The organism is Kribbella sp. NPDC049227 (assembly GCF_043197265.1).
Classification (GTDB): Bacteria; Actinomycetota; Actinomycetes; order Propionibacteriales; family Kribbellaceae; genus Kribbella.
The window spans coordinates 547,799-564,719 of sequence record NZ_JBICST010000008.1; the positions used below are offsets into that span (position 1 = coordinate 547,799).

General features: G+C 68.7%; 14 protein-coding genes. 9 read left to right on the forward strand and 5 right to left on the reverse strand.

Going from position 1 to position 16,921, the window contains the following annotated elements; translation table 11 throughout:
• Window positions 1–151: 151 nt before the first annotated feature.
• Window positions 152–604: a hypothetical protein gene (locus ACGFH6_RS35785; protein ID WP_393393183.1), complete on the forward strand. Its 453-nt coding sequence runs from the start codon at window positions 152–154 to the stop codon at window positions 602–604.
• Between the two features lie 68 nt (window positions 605–672).
• On the opposite strand, the gene ACGFH6_RS35790 is transcribed toward ACGFH6_RS35785, so the two are convergent.
• Both ACGFH6_RS35790 and ACGFH6_RS35795 read right to left on the reverse strand, forming a co-directional pair.
• Complete coding sequence (locus tag ACGFH6_RS35790) at window positions 673–2,337, reverse strand: phospho-sugar mutase (RefSeq protein WP_393393185.1); 1,665 nt, start codon at window positions 2,335–2,337, stop codon at window positions 673–675.
• Window positions 2,338–2,361: 24 nt separating this feature from the next.
• Window positions 2,362–2,823, reverse strand: coding sequence for a gamma-glutamylcyclotransferase (locus ACGFH6_RS35795; RefSeq protein WP_131352789.1), 462 nt, complete (start codon window positions 2,821–2,823; stop codon window positions 2,362–2,364).
• 31 nt (window positions 2,824–2,854) lie between these two features.
• Between ACGFH6_RS35795 and ACGFH6_RS35800 the strand changes: the two genes are divergently transcribed.
• The gene (locus tag ACGFH6_RS35800) at window positions 2,855–4,234 is read left to right on the forward strand and encodes an NAD(P)H-quinone dehydrogenase (protein ID WP_393393188.1); all 1,380 of its coding nucleotides are present in this window, start codon (window positions 2,855–2,857) and stop codon (window positions 4,232–4,234) included.
• 4 nt (window positions 4,235–4,238) lie between these two features.
• Here ACGFH6_RS35800 and ACGFH6_RS35805 read toward each other — a convergent pair whose 3' ends face one another.
• Both ACGFH6_RS35805 and ACGFH6_RS35810 read right to left on the reverse strand, forming a co-directional pair.
• A complete protein-coding gene (locus tag ACGFH6_RS35805) occupies window positions 4,239–8,132 on the reverse strand; it encodes a S8 family serine peptidase (protein WP_393393191.1) in 3,894 nt (1,297 codons plus the stop codon).
• Window positions 8,133–8,300: 168 nt separating this feature from the next.
• The gene (locus tag ACGFH6_RS35810) at window positions 8,301–9,140 is read right to left on the reverse strand and encodes a hypothetical protein (RefSeq protein ID WP_393393194.1); all 840 of its coding nucleotides are present in this window, start codon (window positions 9,138–9,140) and stop codon (window positions 8,301–8,303) included.
• Between the two features lie 176 nt (window positions 9,141–9,316).
• Between ACGFH6_RS35810 and ACGFH6_RS35815 the strand changes: the two genes are divergently transcribed.
• The 3 genes from ACGFH6_RS35815 to ACGFH6_RS35825 all read left to right on the forward strand — a co-directional run bounded on the left by ACGFH6_RS35815 (window position 9,317) and on the right by ACGFH6_RS35825 (window position 13,151).
• Window positions 9,317–10,702, forward strand: coding sequence for an N-acetylmuramoyl-L-alanine amidase (locus ACGFH6_RS35815; RefSeq protein WP_393393197.1), 1,386 nt, complete (start codon window positions 9,317–9,319; stop codon window positions 10,700–10,702).
• The gene (locus ACGFH6_RS35820) at window positions 10,699–11,919 is read left to right on the forward strand and encodes a SpoIID/LytB domain-containing protein (protein ID WP_393393201.1); all 1,221 of its coding nucleotides are present in this window, start codon (window positions 10,699–10,701) and stop codon (window positions 11,917–11,919) included. Before ACGFH6_RS35815 ends, ACGFH6_RS35820 begins: the two co-directional genes overlap by 4 nt.
• Before the next feature lie 77 nt (window positions 11,920–11,996).
• Complete coding sequence (locus tag ACGFH6_RS35825; protein ID WP_393393204.1) at window positions 11,997–13,151, forward strand: glycoside hydrolase family 76 protein; 1,155 nt, start codon at window positions 11,997–11,999, stop codon at window positions 13,149–13,151.
• An 80-nt stretch (window positions 13,152–13,231) separates the two neighbouring features.
• On the opposite strand, the gene ACGFH6_RS35830 is transcribed toward ACGFH6_RS35825, so the two are convergent.
• A complete protein-coding gene (locus ACGFH6_RS35830) occupies window positions 13,232–14,113 on the reverse strand; it encodes a peptidylprolyl isomerase (protein ID WP_393393207.1) in 882 nt (293 codons plus the stop codon).
• 201 nt (window positions 14,114–14,314) lie between these two features.
• On the opposite strand from ACGFH6_RS35830, the gene ACGFH6_RS35835 reads away from it, so the two are divergent.
• The 4 genes from ACGFH6_RS35835 to ACGFH6_RS35850 are packed head-to-tail and all read left to right on the forward strand — an operon-like array spanning window position 14,315 to window position 16,515.
• Window positions 14,315–14,692, forward strand: a complete 378-nt coding sequence (locus ACGFH6_RS35835; RefSeq protein ID WP_393393209.1) for a hypothetical protein — start codon at window positions 14,315–14,317, stop codon at window positions 14,690–14,692.
• A 7-nt stretch (window positions 14,693–14,699) separates the two neighbouring features.
• A complete protein-coding gene (locus ACGFH6_RS35840) occupies window positions 14,700–15,536 on the forward strand; it encodes a hypothetical protein (RefSeq protein ID WP_393393212.1) in 837 nt (278 codons plus the stop codon).
• Window positions 15,533–16,012 carry a hypothetical protein gene (locus tag ACGFH6_RS35845; protein WP_393393215.1) on the forward strand — a complete coding sequence of 160 codons (480 nt, stop codon included), beginning with the start codon at window positions 15,533–15,535 and terminating at the stop codon, window positions 16,010–16,012. The genes ACGFH6_RS35840 and ACGFH6_RS35845 overlap by 4 nt, the downstream gene beginning before the upstream one ends.
• Window positions 16,012–16,515 (forward strand): NUDIX hydrolase, encoded by a 504-nt coding sequence (locus ACGFH6_RS35850; RefSeq protein ID WP_393393217.1) that lies wholly within the window; start codon window positions 16,012–16,014, stop codon window positions 16,513–16,515. The genes ACGFH6_RS35845 and ACGFH6_RS35850 overlap by 1 nt, the downstream gene beginning before the upstream one ends.
• Window positions 16,516–16,921 lie beyond the last annotated feature (406 nt).

Genomic DNA, 16,921 nt, shown 5'->3' on the forward strand with positions numbered 1-16,921 from the left:
ACGTAACTCAGCCGCCCGGTGCGCGTTGCCGTACCGGGCGGCTGTTGCGTTTTGCCGACACTTACACGATCTGCGATCGTGTGGTTACTTGTTTCGGGTCCGCACGCCTTACAGTTCCAAGTCGAGCGTCGAACGGCAGGAGTCAAGGACAGTGAACTACGACGAGTTCAACACCGAGTACGCCAAGGTGCTGGACAAGATCAAGAGCGGCAGGTGCAGCTGGTCCGAGCTGTCCGGTCACGTGACCCGGCTGCGTCAGGCGACCACCGGGATCACCGTGCCGGTGGAGCGGACCCAGGTCGACCACGACCTGGCGGCGCTGAGCCAGATGGTCGACATGTCCCGGCGGACGAACGACAAGGAGGACGTCTGGACGGTCACGTCCGACGCGATCCGCAAGGCCAGCAGCCAGGAGGGTTCGGTCGCCGACCGGATCGCCCGGATCGAGGCGAGCATCAACGACATCGCCAACCTCGCCAACCGGAACCCGGACGAGCGCGACGCGCTGATGCAGTCGACCAGCACGCTGCGGATCCTGCACTCGTCGCTGCAGAGCTCGCTGCGCGCCGAAGAGGCCGACGCGGCGGCCGCCGCGGCCCGCTGACCGGAGCCACCCGCCAGGTGTTCCGGTCCGACGTCAGCCGCTGAAGCTCGGCTCCAGCGGCTGACCACTCACGCGTTCTCCAGCCCCAGTGCGGTGGAGAGCGCCTGCTTGATGCCGGCCAGGTTCTTCGCTGCCTGGCTCCGGGCGCTCGAGACATCCGCATCCGCCACCGGCACGACCACTTCCAGGTAGCACTTCAGCTTCGGCTCCGTACCCGACGGCCGCACCACCACCCGAGCTCCCTCGGACAGTGTGTAGCGCAGCCCGTCAGTCGGCGGGAGCGTCTCCGAACCCTGGCTCAGATCGTCGGTCCGCTCGACCGTGTACTTGCCCAGCGACGTGGGCGGGGTGGCTCGCAGCCGCTCCATCGCGGCGCCGATCAGCGACAGGTCCTCGACCCGCACGGACAGTTGGTCCGTGGCGTGCAGGCCGTACTCGAGCGCCAGATCGTCCAGCAGATCCAGCAGGGTGCGCCCCTCGGCCTTCGCCGCGGCGGACATGTGCAGGACCCGGATCAGTGTCGAGATACCGTCCTTGTCCTTCACGGCGGTCGGATCCACGCAGTACCCGAGCGCCTCCTCGTAACCGAAGACGAGCTCCGGGACCCGCCCGATCCACTTGAACCCGGTCAGCGTCTCGACGTACCGGACGCCGTACGACGCGGCGATCTTGCCGAGCAGCGACGACGAGACGATCGAGCACGCGGCGACCCCATCGGGCCGCGGCGACAGCAGGAACTCACCGAGCAGCGCGCCGAGCTCGTCCCCACGCAGCATCCGCCAGCCGCCGTCGGCCGCCGGATCGGGTACGGCGACCGCACACCGGTCGGCATCGGGATCGTTGGCCACCGCGATGTCCGCGTCCACGGCCCGGGCCAGCTCCAGGGCGGCGTCGATCGCTCCCGGCTCCTCCGGATTCGGGAACGACACGGTCGGGAAGTCCGGATCCGGGTCCGCCTGCGCCGCCACCACCGCCGGTACGGCGAACCCGGCGCGGGCGATCGCGTCCTCGGCCAGGGCCCGTCCGACGCCGTGGAGTGGTGTGTAAGCCACCTTCAGCTCCCGGGGTGCATCGGCCGGCACCAGCTTGGCGATGCGGTCCAGATAGGCGTTCAGGAGCTCGTCACCGATGGTCTGCCAGTCGTCTCCTCGCGGCACCGAGTCCAGATGGCCGACTGCCGCGATGGCCGCCGCGATCTCCGCGTCCGCGGGCGGCACGATCTGCGAGCCGTCACCCAGGTAGACCTTGTAGCCGTTGTCCTGCGGCGGGTTGTGCGACGCGGTGACGACGACGCCGGCCACGGCCGTGAGATGCTTGATTCCGAAGGCAATCACCGGCGTCGGCGTGTGCTGGTCCAGCAGGACGGCGTCCAGGCCGGCCCCCCGGACCACGGCCGCCGTGTCCCGCGCGAACACATCGGACTTGTGGCGGGCGTCGTACCCGATCAGGACCGGCCCGTCGGTGCGGCCCTTGTCCTTCAGGTAGGCGCAGAGGCCGGCGGCGGCGCGGATCACGACGACCCGGTTCATCCGGTTCGGTCCCGCGGCGACGGCGCCGCGGAGCCCCGCCGTACCGAACTCGAGGGGGCCGGAGAAGCGGTCGGCCAGCTCGTCGCCGGCCTCGGCGGAGCCGTCGGCCAGCAACTGCCGCAGTTCGGCGCGCGTGTCGGGGTCGGGATCTTCGCTCAGCCAGGCTTCGGCGGCTGCCCTGAGGTCATCGTTGACGGTCACCACCGCACGATAACCGGCGTACCAGCTTTAGTGGCCGGACGACTGGCAGGGGCGGGCGCGGAGGTCGGCGACGTAGTCGTCCGGGGCGCCCGCGGCCTCGGCCGCCTCGGCGAGGATGCCCAGGTAGCGGGCGGACGGCAGGCCGCCCTCGTAGGCGTTCAGGACGTACATCCAGGCCAGTTGCTCGCCGTCCAGGGTCTGCACCCGGACCTGGATCTTGCGGTAGATGCCCTGGTCGATCGCCTCCCACTCGTCCAGGCGCTCGACGTCCTTGGGGTGGATGTCGTACAGCGCCACGAAGACCTGGTTGGCCGGGTCGGCCGGGTCCTCGACGACGGTGGCCATGGCGCCCTCCCAGCCCAGCTCCTCGCCGCCGAAGGTGAGGCGCCAGCCGGTGATCCAGCCGGTCCCGCGCAGGGGCGAGTACGGGCACCGCTCGGCCATCAGGTTCGGGTCCAGATTCGACGCAAACGCGGCGTACAGGGTCACGACGACACAGGATACGGAACAATGGCCTCCCGTGGCGCGAGTTGTGATCATCGGAGGCGGTCCCGGCGGGTACGAAGCGGCCAGTGCGGCTGCCCAGCTCGGGGCGGAGGTGACGGTTGTCGATTCCGACGGGATCGGCGGTTCCGGCGTGCTCACCGACGCTGTCCCGAGCAAGACGCTGATCGCCACCGCCGAGGTGATGACCGAGGTGGAGGAGGCCGGTGAGCTCGGGGTCCGGCTGGACGACGGTGACGAGGATCCAGCGAACTCCGTGCGGGTCGATCTGTCCGTCGTCAACCAGCGCGTGAAGGCGCTGGCGACGGCCCAGGGCAAGGGGATCGAGCGCCGGCTGGAGCGCGACAAGGTGCGAGTGATCAAGGGCCGTGGCCGGCTGGACGGCCCCGAGACCGTGGTCGTCGGCAACGAGCGGCTGGACGCGGATGTGATCCTGATCGCCACCGGTGCAAGGCCGCGCATCCTCACCGGCTCTGAGCCGGACGGCGAGCGGATCCTGACCTGGGAGCAGGTCTACGAGCTCGAGGAACTGCCGGAGCGGCTGATCGTGGTCGGCTCCGGCGTCACCGGTGCGGAGTTCGCCAGCGCGTACGACGCCCTGGGGAGCGACGTCGTCCTGGTGTCGTCCCGGGACCGGGTGCTCCCCGGTGAGGACGCCGACGCGGCCGCCGTACTGGAGGACGTGTTCAAGCGGCGCGGGCTGACGGTGCTGGGCAAGTCCCGGGCCGAGTCGGTCAAGCGGCAGGGCGACGGCGTCGTGGTGACGCTGACCGACGGCCGGACGGTGGAGGGTTCGCACGCGTTGCTCGCGGTCGGGTCGCTGCCGAACACCGATGACATGGGACTGGTCGAGTCGGGCGTGTCGCTCGGCGACGGCGGGTTCGTCACGGTCGACCGGGTGTCCCGGACGACGGCTCGTGGCGTCTACGCGGCCGGCGACTGCACCGGCGTACTCATGCTCGCCTCGGTCGCCGCCATGCAGGGCCGGATCGCCATGTCGCACGCGCTCGGCGACGCGGTCTCCCCGCTGGACCAGTCGACCGTGTCGTCGAACGTCTTCACCGCGCCCGAGATCGCCACGGTCGGCCTGACCCAGGCGGTCGTCGACGCCGGCGGCAGTACGGCGATGGTGGTGAAGGTGCCGCTGGCCGACAACGCCCGGGCCAAGATGCAGGGCGTCCGGGACGGCTTCGTGAAGCTGTTCTGCCTGCCGAACACCGGCATCGTGGTCGGCGGTGTCGTCGTCGCGCCACGGGCCAGTGAGCTCATCTACCCGATCTCACTGGCCGTCGGCGCCCGCCTCACCGTCGATCAGGTCGCCCAGTCCTTCACCGTCTACCCCTCCATCACCGGCTCCATCGCCGAAGCCGCCCGTCGCCTCCACCTCCGCAGCTGACCACTCAGCAGTACAGCGGCCGCAAGGTGAACGGCAGCAGCACGTTCGCCCCCTTCTGGAGCGCTACGTCGACCGAGGCCGGCCGGTAGCCGTCCGCGGCGACCACGATCCGCGCCTTCGCCGCGGCACCAGGCACCCAGAGGGCGTAGCTGCCATCGTTCGCCGTCGCCAACGTCCAGGAGTCCGTCCGCCGGTCGATCGCGACAGTCGCCCCGGGCAACGCCACCGTGCCGCCCTCGCAGGCCTGACCGGTCACCGTCCCGGAGACCCGAGCCCAGCTGGCCGGTGCCTGCGCGTTCATCGTGACGGCAACCGGCGGCACGGCGTACGGCGTGTCCTCCCGGACCGAGACATCCGACCGGTAGACACCTGGCTGGGTCACCTGCGTCGAGTCGACGGTCAGCGTGACCGTCACGCTGCTGTTGGGAGCCAGGGTGCCGCCGGCGGCCGTCTCCGACAGCCAGGGCGCGTCGGAGCCTGACGCCTCGCAGTTGCCGTGACCGGACAGTTGCTCGGCGCTGGCGACGATCCGGGAGTCCTGGAGACCACCGACCCGGTACATCCCGCACGCCCCGGCGCCGCGGTACATCGGCGTGGAGGAGTTCGGCAGCTTGGTCCAGGTGTCGGTCGCCGCGTCGTACTCGAACGACTCGTTGGTGAGCAGCGTCGAGTCGGGACCCACGACCCCACCGCTGACGGCGAGCTTCCCGTTGGCGACCGCGTAGGCGCTCGCCCAGAGTTCGACCGGGAGGTCGGTGACTCTCGACCAGGCGTTCGTCTGCGGGTCGTAGGAGTAGCTGTGCAGGGTGCTCTTCGGCCGCGTGCCCGCCTCGTTCACGGTCAGGCCGCCGGCGCAGTACACCTTGCCGTCGAGGCCACCGCACGACGGCCAGGAGATGGGCTCCGGGTACGGCGCCAGCACCTGGAAGCTGTTGTGCGCCGCGTCGTAGGCAGTCACGTCCGCCGTCGCGACCTGGCACTCGCCCGCGCAGCCGCCGACCGAGTAGACCTTCCCGTCCAGTACGGCTGAGCCGGACGCGGCCCAGGGCTTCGGGTTGTCCGCCCCGGTCGTCCAGCGATCGGAGGCCGGATCGTAGATCAGCGTCTTCGCAGCCACCTGATGGGTTTCGCCGGCCCATCCGCCGACGACGTACAACTTGTCGCCGACGAATCCGGCCGACGGCCGCTGCCGGCCCTCGGGCATGTCGGCGATCCGTCGCCAGGCGAGCGTCACCGGGTCGTACACGAAGGACACCGGCACGATGATGGTGCCGCTGGTCGCGGGATCGGGAACCGCGCCACCGGCCGCGTACAGCAGACCGTCGTGGGTGGCGGTGGCGACGTCCTCACGCGCGAGCGGTTGATTGGCGATCGGGAGCCACCACTCGGCGGCCGGTTGGGCGGCAGCGTCTGTCCGGGCCGCCTCGGCCCGGGTGACGGGGCCCGCGTCCGGCTGGACGGGGACACGCCGAACTGGTGTACCGGAGCTCCTCCCGGCGAATCCCCCCGTACTGCCACCCTGCAACTCGAAGCTGCGCTGGACGTCGGACAGCGAGTACGACGCCGGCGCCGTGCCGTCGTTGGTGATGGTCAGTGTGCGCTGCGCGGTCTTGCCGAGCTGCAGCGTCGCGCTCACCTCGGGTTCGGTCACCTTCAGCCGTCCGGCCTTGAGCGAGAAGTTCAGCGTCCGGACCCAGTCGGTCTGGACCGTGACAGCCTTCTTCTGCTGCTGGTAGCTGCGCATCGCGGCGGTGGCCTTGTCGGTCCCGGCCGGCGCGAACAGCCAGTAGAACCCGTCCGGCCGCGTCGGGTCGTCCGGCGTGGTGACGGTCTTCGCGGACTGCGTGGCCCGGGTGACGGTGGCACCGTTCACCGGCAGGCCGGTGTTCACGTCCTTGACCACACCCTGGATCAGACCGCCACGGACCTTCTGGCACTGGGCGTCGTACCCCGGTGCGCTGCAGGACCGCTGATCGATCGGGATGCTGATGTCCTTGACCAGATCGTCGGCCAGTTCCACCTCGACCGGTGTGGTGGTGTAACCGCCGTACACCGGCCGCACTGTCAGCTTGTGGTTGGTGCCGACCGGCATGTCGAGCGTGTACCGGCCCGTGGCCGGGTTCGTGTACCACTGGCCGGGGACGCCGTCGATCGTCAGCTTGGCGTACAGCGGCCAGCCGTGGCCCGAGCCGTCGCGGACCAAACCGCTCAGCGTCGCGCGTGGCGTGGTGACGAGCTGGAAGTCCTTCGTGGTCGTGCCGCGCGCGTCGATGTGGGTGGCGACGTGCTGTGTGTCGTAGCCGAACGTCTGCACGGACACGTCGTGGTCACCGGCGTCGAGGTACAGCTCGTATCTGCCGTCAGGGCCGGTCGTGACCACATTGCTGTTCGGTGCGCTCAGCCGGGCCCCGGACACCGGTGCGCCCGCGCTGTCGGTGACGGTTCCGGTGAGCAGGCCGGCGTTGGGGCGCGGCGCGTCACTGACCGCCTCGTAGATGTCCAGCATGCCTTCGCCGTAGACGTTGTTGTCGCCGGCCGTACCGCCGCAGCTGGCGTCGTCGTGGTCGCGTGCGGTGCGGTCCAGCAGCGCCCGGGTGGCGGCGAGATCGCCGATCAGTTGGGGCGCGGCCGACCACAGCAGGGCGACGGCACCACTGACGTGGGGCGCGGCCATCGACGTGCCGTTGATGATGCCGTAGCGGTTGTCGGGAAGGCTCGACGTGACCAGGACACCGGGAGCGACGATGTTCGGTTTGATGTCGTCACGGGTCGGGTTGCCGCGCGAGGAGAAGCTCGCGATCGCCCCTTGCGGGTCCACCGCGCCGACCGCGTACGCCTCCTGGTAGTCACCCGGAGAACCGGCGGTCGCGCAGCCGGGTCCGGCGTTGCCGACCGCGTAGGTCGTGAAGATGCCGGCGGCAACCCATTGCCGGACGTACTCCTGGTACCAGGGGTTGCTCACCGGGGAGCCCCAGGAGTTGTTGATGATGTTCGGCCGCTTCGACGGATCCGGGTCCGAGCCGTCCAGCTTCGTGGGCGCCAGCATCCACTGCGCGCTCAGGCCCAGCGCGACGTCGGTGCACACCTGGTCGGTCTCGCAGCCCTTCGCCGAGATCCAGCGGGCGCCGGGGGCGACTCCGATCTGGCGACCGTTGTGGTCGTCACCGACCATGGTCCCGATCGTGTGGCTGCCGTGCCCGACGTTGTCGCACGGGGTCTCCGTCGCACAAACTCTGGCCGGGTCGTACCAGTTGTAGTCGTGGGTGAAGGTGCCGTCACCGTTGGTGCCCCGGTACGACGAAACGAGCGCCGGGTGGTCGTACTGCGCACCGGTGTCGATGCTGCCGATCACGATGCCCTGGCCGGTCGCCTGGTACCGGTTCCAGACCTGATCGGCGTGGATCGCCTTGACTCCGAGCTCAGGCCCGGCCGCGAGCTGGGTCTTCGCCGCATCCTTCGAGACGATCTCGTCCCTCGGCACCGTGTAAGTCTTCGGAGCTCGCAGCGACACCACCTCGGGATCGGCCGCGAGTTTGGCGGCGAGCTCACGGCTGCCGTTGCGGACGTAGATCGAGTTGTCGATGTACAGACTGACGTAGTCGGCCTTGGCCTCGCGCAGCAGTTTCGTGGCGCCGGCCTGATCGCTGTCCGCCTTGGCGCGCAGGGCGGAGACGACGGCCTCGCCGCGCGCCTTCCAGTCGGTGATCCGTGCCGCGGACTTCAGCTCGGGCTGCCGCGCGAAGCGCACCCAGAAGCCGGACTGCCCCGCATCGAGCTGCGCCGCCAGCGCCGGCTCGACCTTGCCGGGTCGTTCTTCAGCTTGCGCACTCACCGCCGACGTGGCGAGCAACCCTGCCGCCAGTACGCCGATCAAGGTACGCCGAAGGTGTCGCCTCACGGATCCTCCCCAGATGGTTCGTCGCCGTGATCCTCACCACCCGCACGACACCCCAGCAAGACATTCCCACTGGCCTGAACCCGCCAAGTCGTGTGTCTGCCAGTTGCTGCTAGCAACAAAAACCACCCGCGGACACCTGTCCGCGGGTGGTTTTTGTGGAGCGGTCGGTCAGAAGTCGCCGCCGAAGTCTCCGCCGCCGAAGTCCCAGCCGCCGGAGTCGCCGCCGCCGTCGCCCATGTTGAAGTCGCCGCCGCCGTCACCGCCACCATCGCCGCCGCCGTCACCCCCACCATCGCCGCCACCGTCGTACCCGGCCGCGTAGTCGCCGTAGCCGCCGCCCGCGAACATGCCGCCGAGCATCGTGCCGAGGAACATGCCGGTCATCACACCGCCCAGCGCGCCGAACATGCCCTGCGCGTACGGCGAGTAGGCCGGACCGGCCTCCCAGTACGGCACTCGCTGCGGGCCGACCATCACCTTGCGGACATCCGGCTCGGCGCCGGCGCGGACCCGCTCGGCGTCGGCCGCACAGGCCGGCACCTCACGCGGCGCACCGCCCGGCGGCGCCCAGGTCACGTCCACCACGGACGGACCGTGCTGCGGGTTGAAGAAGCAGGACGGGCGGCGCTGCGGCAGCGGCTCGCCGTTCACCCGAGCGCGCACACAGGCCGCCGCGTAGCGGCCGTCCTCGAGGATCTCGATCACGTGCTTGATCTGATCCGCCTCGGTTACCTGGCCGACCGCCTGCTTGGCCGACTCGTAGGAGTCCAGCGCGCGCTGGTAGTCCTGCCGGGCCCCGTCGCCGAGGTCCTTGCCCACCATGTCCAGGTCGAGGTCCTGCAACTCCTCGCCGAACCGCGTGATGTCCTCGTCGGCGGTCCGCTTCACCGATTCCAGTTCGGCGGCGGTGATCTGGTGCTGCTGCTTGTTCTGCAGCTGGGTCCGACGGTACGAGCGATATGCCAGCACCGCGATCACCACAACCGCGATGATCAGGATGAGTTCCATGCCGGGCCTCTTCAAACGTAGGGATCAAGCCTCGACGGCTTTACGCCGAGCCTATCCAATCCGTCAAAACCTCGCCGCCACGCAGGGTCACGCAATACCGGGAAAGCGGTCACCCAGCGCGCATAATCGATGAGCGCCGCCCAGCGACCGTCGTACCTCCGCCGGAAGGCTGGCCCATGAGCACGTTCTCCCGACTGCTCCCGCTCGCTGTCACCGTTGTCTCACTGGTCCTCCCCGACCTGCCGCACACGACCGCCGAGATCGAGCTGTCGTACCAGGAACTGTCGCTCGACGGACTTTCTGTTGCTGTCGAGACGAAGCCTTTCGCGATGGTCGGCATCACGTGGCCCGTGGGTGTGCAGGCAGTGCAGGCCAAGGTCCGCGTCCAGCAGAACGGCCAGTGGAGCGCCTGGGAGTCGCTGACCGTCGAGGACGAGCACGGTCCCGATCCATTGGTGCCTGAAGGAATTGAGCGCTCCGGTACCGAACCGTTGTGGGTCGGTAATGCGACCGGGGTTCAGGCGAGTGCTGTCTTACGTGACGGTATATCGGTCGCCGATGCAAAAGTGGTGTTGATCCAGCCGGGTGTATTGGCCGGTGATTCTTTTGAACCGCCCGATGTGCAGGCGAGTGCGAGCAGTACGCCGTACCCGATGCCGGCGATGGCGAGCCGCAAGCAGTGGGGTGCGGACGAGCGGTTGCGCAGTCACAACGGGAAGGCATGCGCGCGGCCGACGTACACGCAGACCGTGATGGCCGCGTTCGTCCATCACACCGCGGATCGCAACGACTACACCCGCACGCAGGTCGCCGCGATGGTGCGCGGGATGTACGCGTACCACGTGAAGAGCCGCGGCTGGTGCGACCTCGGCTACAACTTCCTCGTCGACCGCTTCGGCCGCGTCTTCGAGGGCCGGTACGGCGGTGCGCAGTTGCCCGTGCTCGGTGCGCACACCGGCTCGTTCAACACGAACTCGTTCGGCATCGCGTTGATCGGCAACTTCGAGAAGGCCGCACCGACGCAGGCGATGCTGGAGAAGACCGCGCGCGTGATCGCGTGGAAGTTCGATGCCTACTACCGGTCGCCGAAGTCGACCGTGGTGCTCGCCGGCACCAAACTGCTCACGATCTCCGGGCACCGCGACACGAAGGCGACGGCGTGCCCGGGCGCCCAGCTGTACAAGCAGTTGCCGTGGCTGAGGCACCGGGTCGACGTGCTGATGGGCGGCAGCGTCGCGACGCCGATCTACCGGTTCGCGCTGAAGCTCGGCCTGGGCACGGTCGGCCCGCCGTTCTGGGGTGAACACCGGACCCGGACGGGCTGGGCGACGTACTTCGCCAAGCGCGACATCTTCTACTCCGTTGCTACCGGCCCCCATTCGACGGTCGGCATGTTCCGCTCGCGGTACCGCAGCCTCGGCGCCGAGCGGTCGCGGCTCGGGCTGCCGACCACCGAGGTCTACAAGATGGCAGGTGGCTCGCGGCAGCGGTACCAGCACGGCTGGCTGAACTACAACCAGAGCCGGCGCCAGATCACCGTCCAGTACAGGAGTGCGACATGAACAAGCGCGCAGTCGCCGCGATCGTCTTGTCCTCCACCTTGGTCAGCGCGACCGCGCAGGCGCGGGAGATCGACCCGACCGCGGCCGCGGACACCACCATCAGCGGTCGCGGCTTCGGCCACGGACGGGGGATGTCGCAGTACGGCGCTCAGGGCGCGGCGATCGCGGGGAAGTCGGTCAAGCAGATCCTCGACTTCTACTACCCGGGAACGACCACGGGTAAGGCGACCGGCAGCATCCGGGTCAGGGTCAGTGCGGACACCACCGACGGCATCCGTGTCGGCGTCGTCAACCACCTGAAGGTTCGTGATCTCGTCACCCGCAAGGTCTACGAGTTGCCCAGGGCATCGACCCGGAACCAGTGGTCGATCGATCCGTACGGCGACCACGGCACCAAGGTGCGCTCGTTCAACACCAAGACGCGCACATGGACGCTGTGGAAGACGTTCACGGGCATCACCCAGTTCGAGGGTGCACCGGTGATCGGGCTGATCCTGCCGAGTGGCGCCGTACGGCGGTATCGCGGTGCGCTGCGGGCGGTCGACGTGTCCGGTGTGCATCTGGACACGGTGAACGTCGTGTCCCTCGAGTACTACCTGCGCGGCGTCGTACCGCGGGAGGCCGTGTCCAGCTGGAAGCCGGCCGCCCTGCAGGCGCAGGCGGTTGCCGCGCGCACGTATTCGGTCTTCCATCGGAGCCGGGCAACGCGGAAGGCCTACGACCTGTGTGACACGACGGCCTGCCAGGTGTACGGCGGCTACGACTCGGAGAAGTCGTCGACGAACACCGCGATCGCCGCGACGGCCGGGCAGGTGCGGTTGTACAAGGGAAAGCCGATCATCGCGGAGTTCTCGTCGTCCAACGGCGGGGCGACGGCGGCCGGGCCGATTCCCTACCAGGTGATGAAGGCGGACGGCTGGGACGCGTATCCGGGCAACGGGAATCCGAACGTGACCTGGACGGTGACGCGGACGGCGGCGGAGGTCGAAGCGGCCTTCGGTGTCGGGACGATCCAGAGCCTGCGGGTGGTGAAGCGGACCGGGGTCGGGCCGTCCGGTGGGCGGGCGGTCACCGTGGAGGCCGTCGGGTCCAAGGGGAAGCGGGCGCTCACCGCCGACCAGTTCCGGATCCGGTTGCATCTGCGGTCCGGCTGGATCGCGTTCCCGGTCGATCCCCTTGATATACCAACCGATCCGTCCATGACGCTGGATCGCTGAGGCATTGACGGGGTGTCGGTCCGCCGGTTAGAACGTGACATCGATGTCAACCGCCACCGCCCAGGAGGAGCAGGTCGATGCCCAGGAAATTTGGTATATCAAGTCGGATCGCGGCGGGTGTGCTCGCGGTCGCCGTCCTCGGATCACTTCACCTCACGGCGGCTGACGCCGTGACCGGTCCGGCCTCCCGCGCCAAGGCGTCGTACGAGGCACTGAACAAGTACTTCGACGCGGGGCAGCAAGGGCTCCTGCTGGAGGAGTACCCGAACACGCAGACCAACCCGTACTCCTACGTCTGGCCGTACTCGCAGGCGGCGATCGCGGCCGAGAACCTCGCCGGGGTGCCCGGCGCCGGCCGGACGGCATCCGAGGAGGCGGATCGGCGGATCGCGGCGTACGAGCCGTACTGGAACGCCGGGACGACGCCGAAGGGGTACGACTCGTACGTGCGGCCGCCGCTCGGCCAGGGTGGTGACAAGTTCTACGACGACAACGAGTGGATCGGGCTGAACCTGGTCCAGCACTACAAGCGGACCGGGGACCGCGCGGCGCTGGACCGTGCGCGCGAGATCTTCGCGCTCGTCGTGCACGGCTGGGACACCGACCCGTCGCACCCGTGTGCCGGCGGGGTGTACTGGACCCAGGCGCCGTGGAGCCAGGACCGCAACACGGTGTCGAACGGGCCGGGCGCTGAGCTCGGTGCGCATCTGTACCTGCTCACCCGGGACAAGTCGTACCTGACCTGGGCGAAGCGGATGTACGAGTGGGCGCAGACCTGCATGCTGGCGCCGAACGGTCTGTACTGGGACCACATCGACCTGGCCGGGACCGTCGAGAAGACCCAGTGGAGCTACAACCAGGGCGTGATGCTCGGCGCCGGCGTATTGTTGTTCAAGGCAACGGGTGACGGGCAGTACCTCCGCGACGCGAAGTCGGTCGCGAACGCGTCCCTCGCCTTCTACGGCGCCGAGGACCGGCTGTGGAAGCAGCCGACGCGCTTCAACTCCATCTACTTCAAGAACCTGCTGATCCTCGACTCGGTCGCCCCCGACCCCCGCTACAAGAAGACCATGCAGGCGTACGCCGACCGCGCCTGGACCGAGGCACGGGATCCCGCCACCAACCTCTACCACTTCGCCGACGGCCCCGTGCAGTTGCTGGAGCAAGCCGGCATAACCCAGATCCAGGCCCTTCTGTCCTGGCCCCGCTCCAAGTACGGCCTCCTCGCCTGACCGAGGCACAGCCGGCCGCGCTCCTGAAATAGACCGCGCCGCCCGTCCGGAGGGACGGGCGGCGCGGTTTGTCCTTTTGGTCAGGCAGCCGACGTAGCGGTCTTGATCTCCACCGGGGTGATGGGGGTTCCGTCGGTCGGGCCCTGCTGCGGGGTGACGCCCGCCTGCGCGACCTTGTCGATCAGCTTCAGGCTCGGCTCGTCGATGGTTCCGAAGGCCGTGTACTGCGGGCCCAACCCGGACGCGTCGCCGTACACGATGAAGAACTGGCTCCCGTTCGTGTTCGGTCCCGAGTTCGCCATCGCCAGCACCCCGCGACCGTACTTCAGCGTCGGGAACACCTCGTCCGCGAAGCTGTACCCCGGCCCGCCGCTCCCGGTCCCCGATGGGTCGCCGCACTGCAGCACCTGCAGGCCTTCACCCACCGTGAGCCGGTGACACTTCGTCCCGTCGAAGTACTTCTGCCCGACCAGGCTGACGAAGCTCTTCACCGCGCACGGCGCCAGCGCGCTGTCCAGCTTCAGCTGCAGGTCGCCGATCGACGTGTTCAGGCTGACGTTCGACGTACCCGACGCCTTGACCTTCCCGTCGGCCGGCGGGTCCACCTTCTTCCCGCCCGAGTCCTCGCTGCCCTTCTTGTACGTGCAGCTCACCTCGGCCGGCAGCGGGGTCGCCCGCTTCGGCGCCGCCGCGAGGGCGGTCGGAATGCTCTTCGGCTTGTTGTCCGGCCCCGCCGACGCCGGCAACTCCGTCGGCGCCGTGGACGCCCCTGCCGTTGGCGTGTCCCCGTCGTTCCCGGTCCCGATCACCACGAAGACCCCGACCACGACCACGACGACCGCCACGATCGCCGTGATCGTGATCGCCAGATTCCGTCGCTGCCGTGCGTGCTCAGCCGCCCGTTCGGCCTGCCGCTTGGCCTTCCGCGCCGCAAGCTGCTGCTGATGGGTCTTCTTGGACATGCAGAACCCTCCTCACGAGATGTCTGGCGGAAACCTACCGCCTCAACCTGAGAACTCCCTGTCAAGCCCCCCGAACCCGTCTGCCCGCCCGTTCTCTGCAACAAGGTGCAACGGGCGCTGCAACAACCTGCAAAACCCGCGCCATGGTCCCGGCCACCTCCCTAGCCTCAGACACGTCACCGCCCCAACCAAGGAGTTGCCATGCGCAAGCATCGCCTCATCACCGGCATCAGTATCGCCTCCGCCCTACTACTAGCTGCGGCGCTGCCGGCGTCGGCCAGGACCACCGAGGTCACCACGACCCAGACCATCACAGGAGCCCGCGGAGAGTTCCAGTTGGTCTTCAAGCACATCTGGGTCTACGACACGGCGTGCGACGACGATTCGGTCTATGTGCAGTGGAAGACCGTCGGCGGCGCCGTACAGACGATCCCGAACAAGCTGGGCTGCGGAGAGTTCACCGTCGGCGCGGTTCCGATGGGCAAGGGGACCACGGTCCTGTGGCAGACCTGCGTGGACAAGTCCTGGCCGACCAAGGACCTGTGTTACGGCTGGGACAAGCAAGTGGTCCTGGGCTGAGGGCGGCATGATCATGCGTACCTTCGTCCGTAAGACCCTGATCGGTCTCGGTGCCGCCGTACTGGCGATCGTGCCGCTCACGGCACACGCCCAGGCAGGGCCCGCCACGACGGCGGCCGCTCCCGCCGGGCTGTACACCGTCAGCCCGGGCAGTTCGGTCGACGTCAACGCTCGCGTCGTCGTCCTGCCGGGCATGCAGGTCGAGCTGTCCATCACCTTGGGCAACTACAGCGCGACTCCGTCGCTGGCGCAGGTCAGGTTCCGGATCTATTGCATCACGGCGGACCTCGACTCGGTCAACGTCTACTCGGATCCGCAGATCGTCACGGTTCCCGGCGATCCCGGCGAGGAGCCGAAGGGTCTCGAGGACCTCAAGGAAGTCACGGCGGACATGACGGTGCCGCCGGAGTGCGCTGCCCAGCCGGACGACTGGGGGATCAGTCAGGACGGTGAGTTCACCGCCGAGATGGGCCCGCCGGGCCTGGAGCCGACCGGCGTCAAGTCCAGCCTGTTCTGGATCGGCCTGCCGTTCACCAACGCCAACAAGATCCCGAACCTCACGCTGCAGACGCACGGTGCGCAGGCCGAGTCGCAGGCCCACCACACGCTGCCGAAGAAGTTCGAGACGCAGTTCAACGCGGCCGGCATACCGAACATCCACGACCCGATCTACCTGCGCTGGTGGTGCTCGAGAACAGGTGTCCCAGGCAACCATCAGAGCATGGCGTACGACTACAACCTGCAGTGGCAGACGTTCTTCGAGCAGAATCCGGCGCCGACCGCGGCGCAGGTGCTGGCCTACAAGGACTCCATCCAGGGCAGATATACCTACACTTGCCCATGACCTATCTCCTCGAGGCACGCTCGACCAACCGTGACGTCTGGGTGCTGCTCGAGTACGACGGTCGGCCGAGTCCGGTCCCGTGGCTGCTTCCGGACGGCTCCGACGTCTATCAGCTCATCCCCAACGGTGAGACCGAGCGTCTCGGTTTCGTCCCCCGCTTCGTGCAGTCGAACCGGGGGACGCGGCTGGGCGACCTGGTCTGGACCACCGGTGCCGCCAAGATCGCGTCCCGCCGCTTCGTCGACGTACTGGAGTCGATCGGCGCGACGGGCTACCGCACATTCCCGGTCGAGGTACTCGACCGCGACGGTCATCCGCTGGGCGACTTCGTCGGCTTCGCAGTCCTCGACGACGACACCACCAAGGACCTGCACTTCTCCACCGGCTTCCAGTTCTGGCACTTCGCCGCCGCGGACCGAGTCGTCAAAGCGCTCCGCGAATCCGAAGTCACCGACCTCTCCATCAAGCCCGCCTGATGTCTGTACTCCGGCGGACAGTCAAGATCCTCCTCCTCGATCAGACCGACCGGCTGCTCCTCCTGCGCGGCCGTGAATCGCCTGAACACGAACCCATCTGGTACCCGGTCGGTGGCGGCATCGAAGACGGTGAAGATGCCGTGGCCGCAGGCCGTCGGGAGATCCTGGAGGAAACCGGCCGACGCGAGGTGGAGATCGGGCCGGAGGTCTGGCTCCGACGGCACGTCTATTCCTGGCGAGGCAACCAGACCGACACGCATGAGCGCTGGTTCGTCGCACGGACCGACCACTTCACCCCGACACCACACGCGCTGACCGACAACGAGCAGACCTACCTCACCGGCTCCCACTGGTGGACCGCCGACGAACTCGCATCGACACCAGACCCCGTCTTCCCACCCGACCTGGGCCCCCGGCTCACAGCACTCCTCCGCGACGGCTACCCCGCATCGCCCATCGACATCGGCGACGGGTCAGCGAGCTCACGGCCGGGTCTCGGTTGAGGCTGCGGCTGCGGCTGGGGGTGCGGGGCGCGGGTGCGGGGCGCGGGGCCGGGGCCGGTGCGGGCGAGGGCGAGGGGCCGGTGCGGGCGCGGATGCGGGCGCGGGTTCGGGCGCGGGTTCGGGCGAGGGCGAGGGTTTGGGTTCGGGGTTCGGGTGCGGCGCGGGTTCCGGGACGATCGCTGCGTTGTGCCGTGGGGCGACGGAGGGCTCTGCGGACGGCGTCACCTGGATGGACCGCACAGTCGATCATCGGCGGGTGGTGTCCTCGTCCCCACCACAACCACGTGACGGCCGTTGGCTGGTCAGAGTACGGCGAGCGGTCGTCCCGGGGTGGCGGCGGCGCTGTCGATCGGTGCCCTCGCAGGATCGGCGTTCCATCGCGGATCGGCGTCGCTGCGCCGGGTCT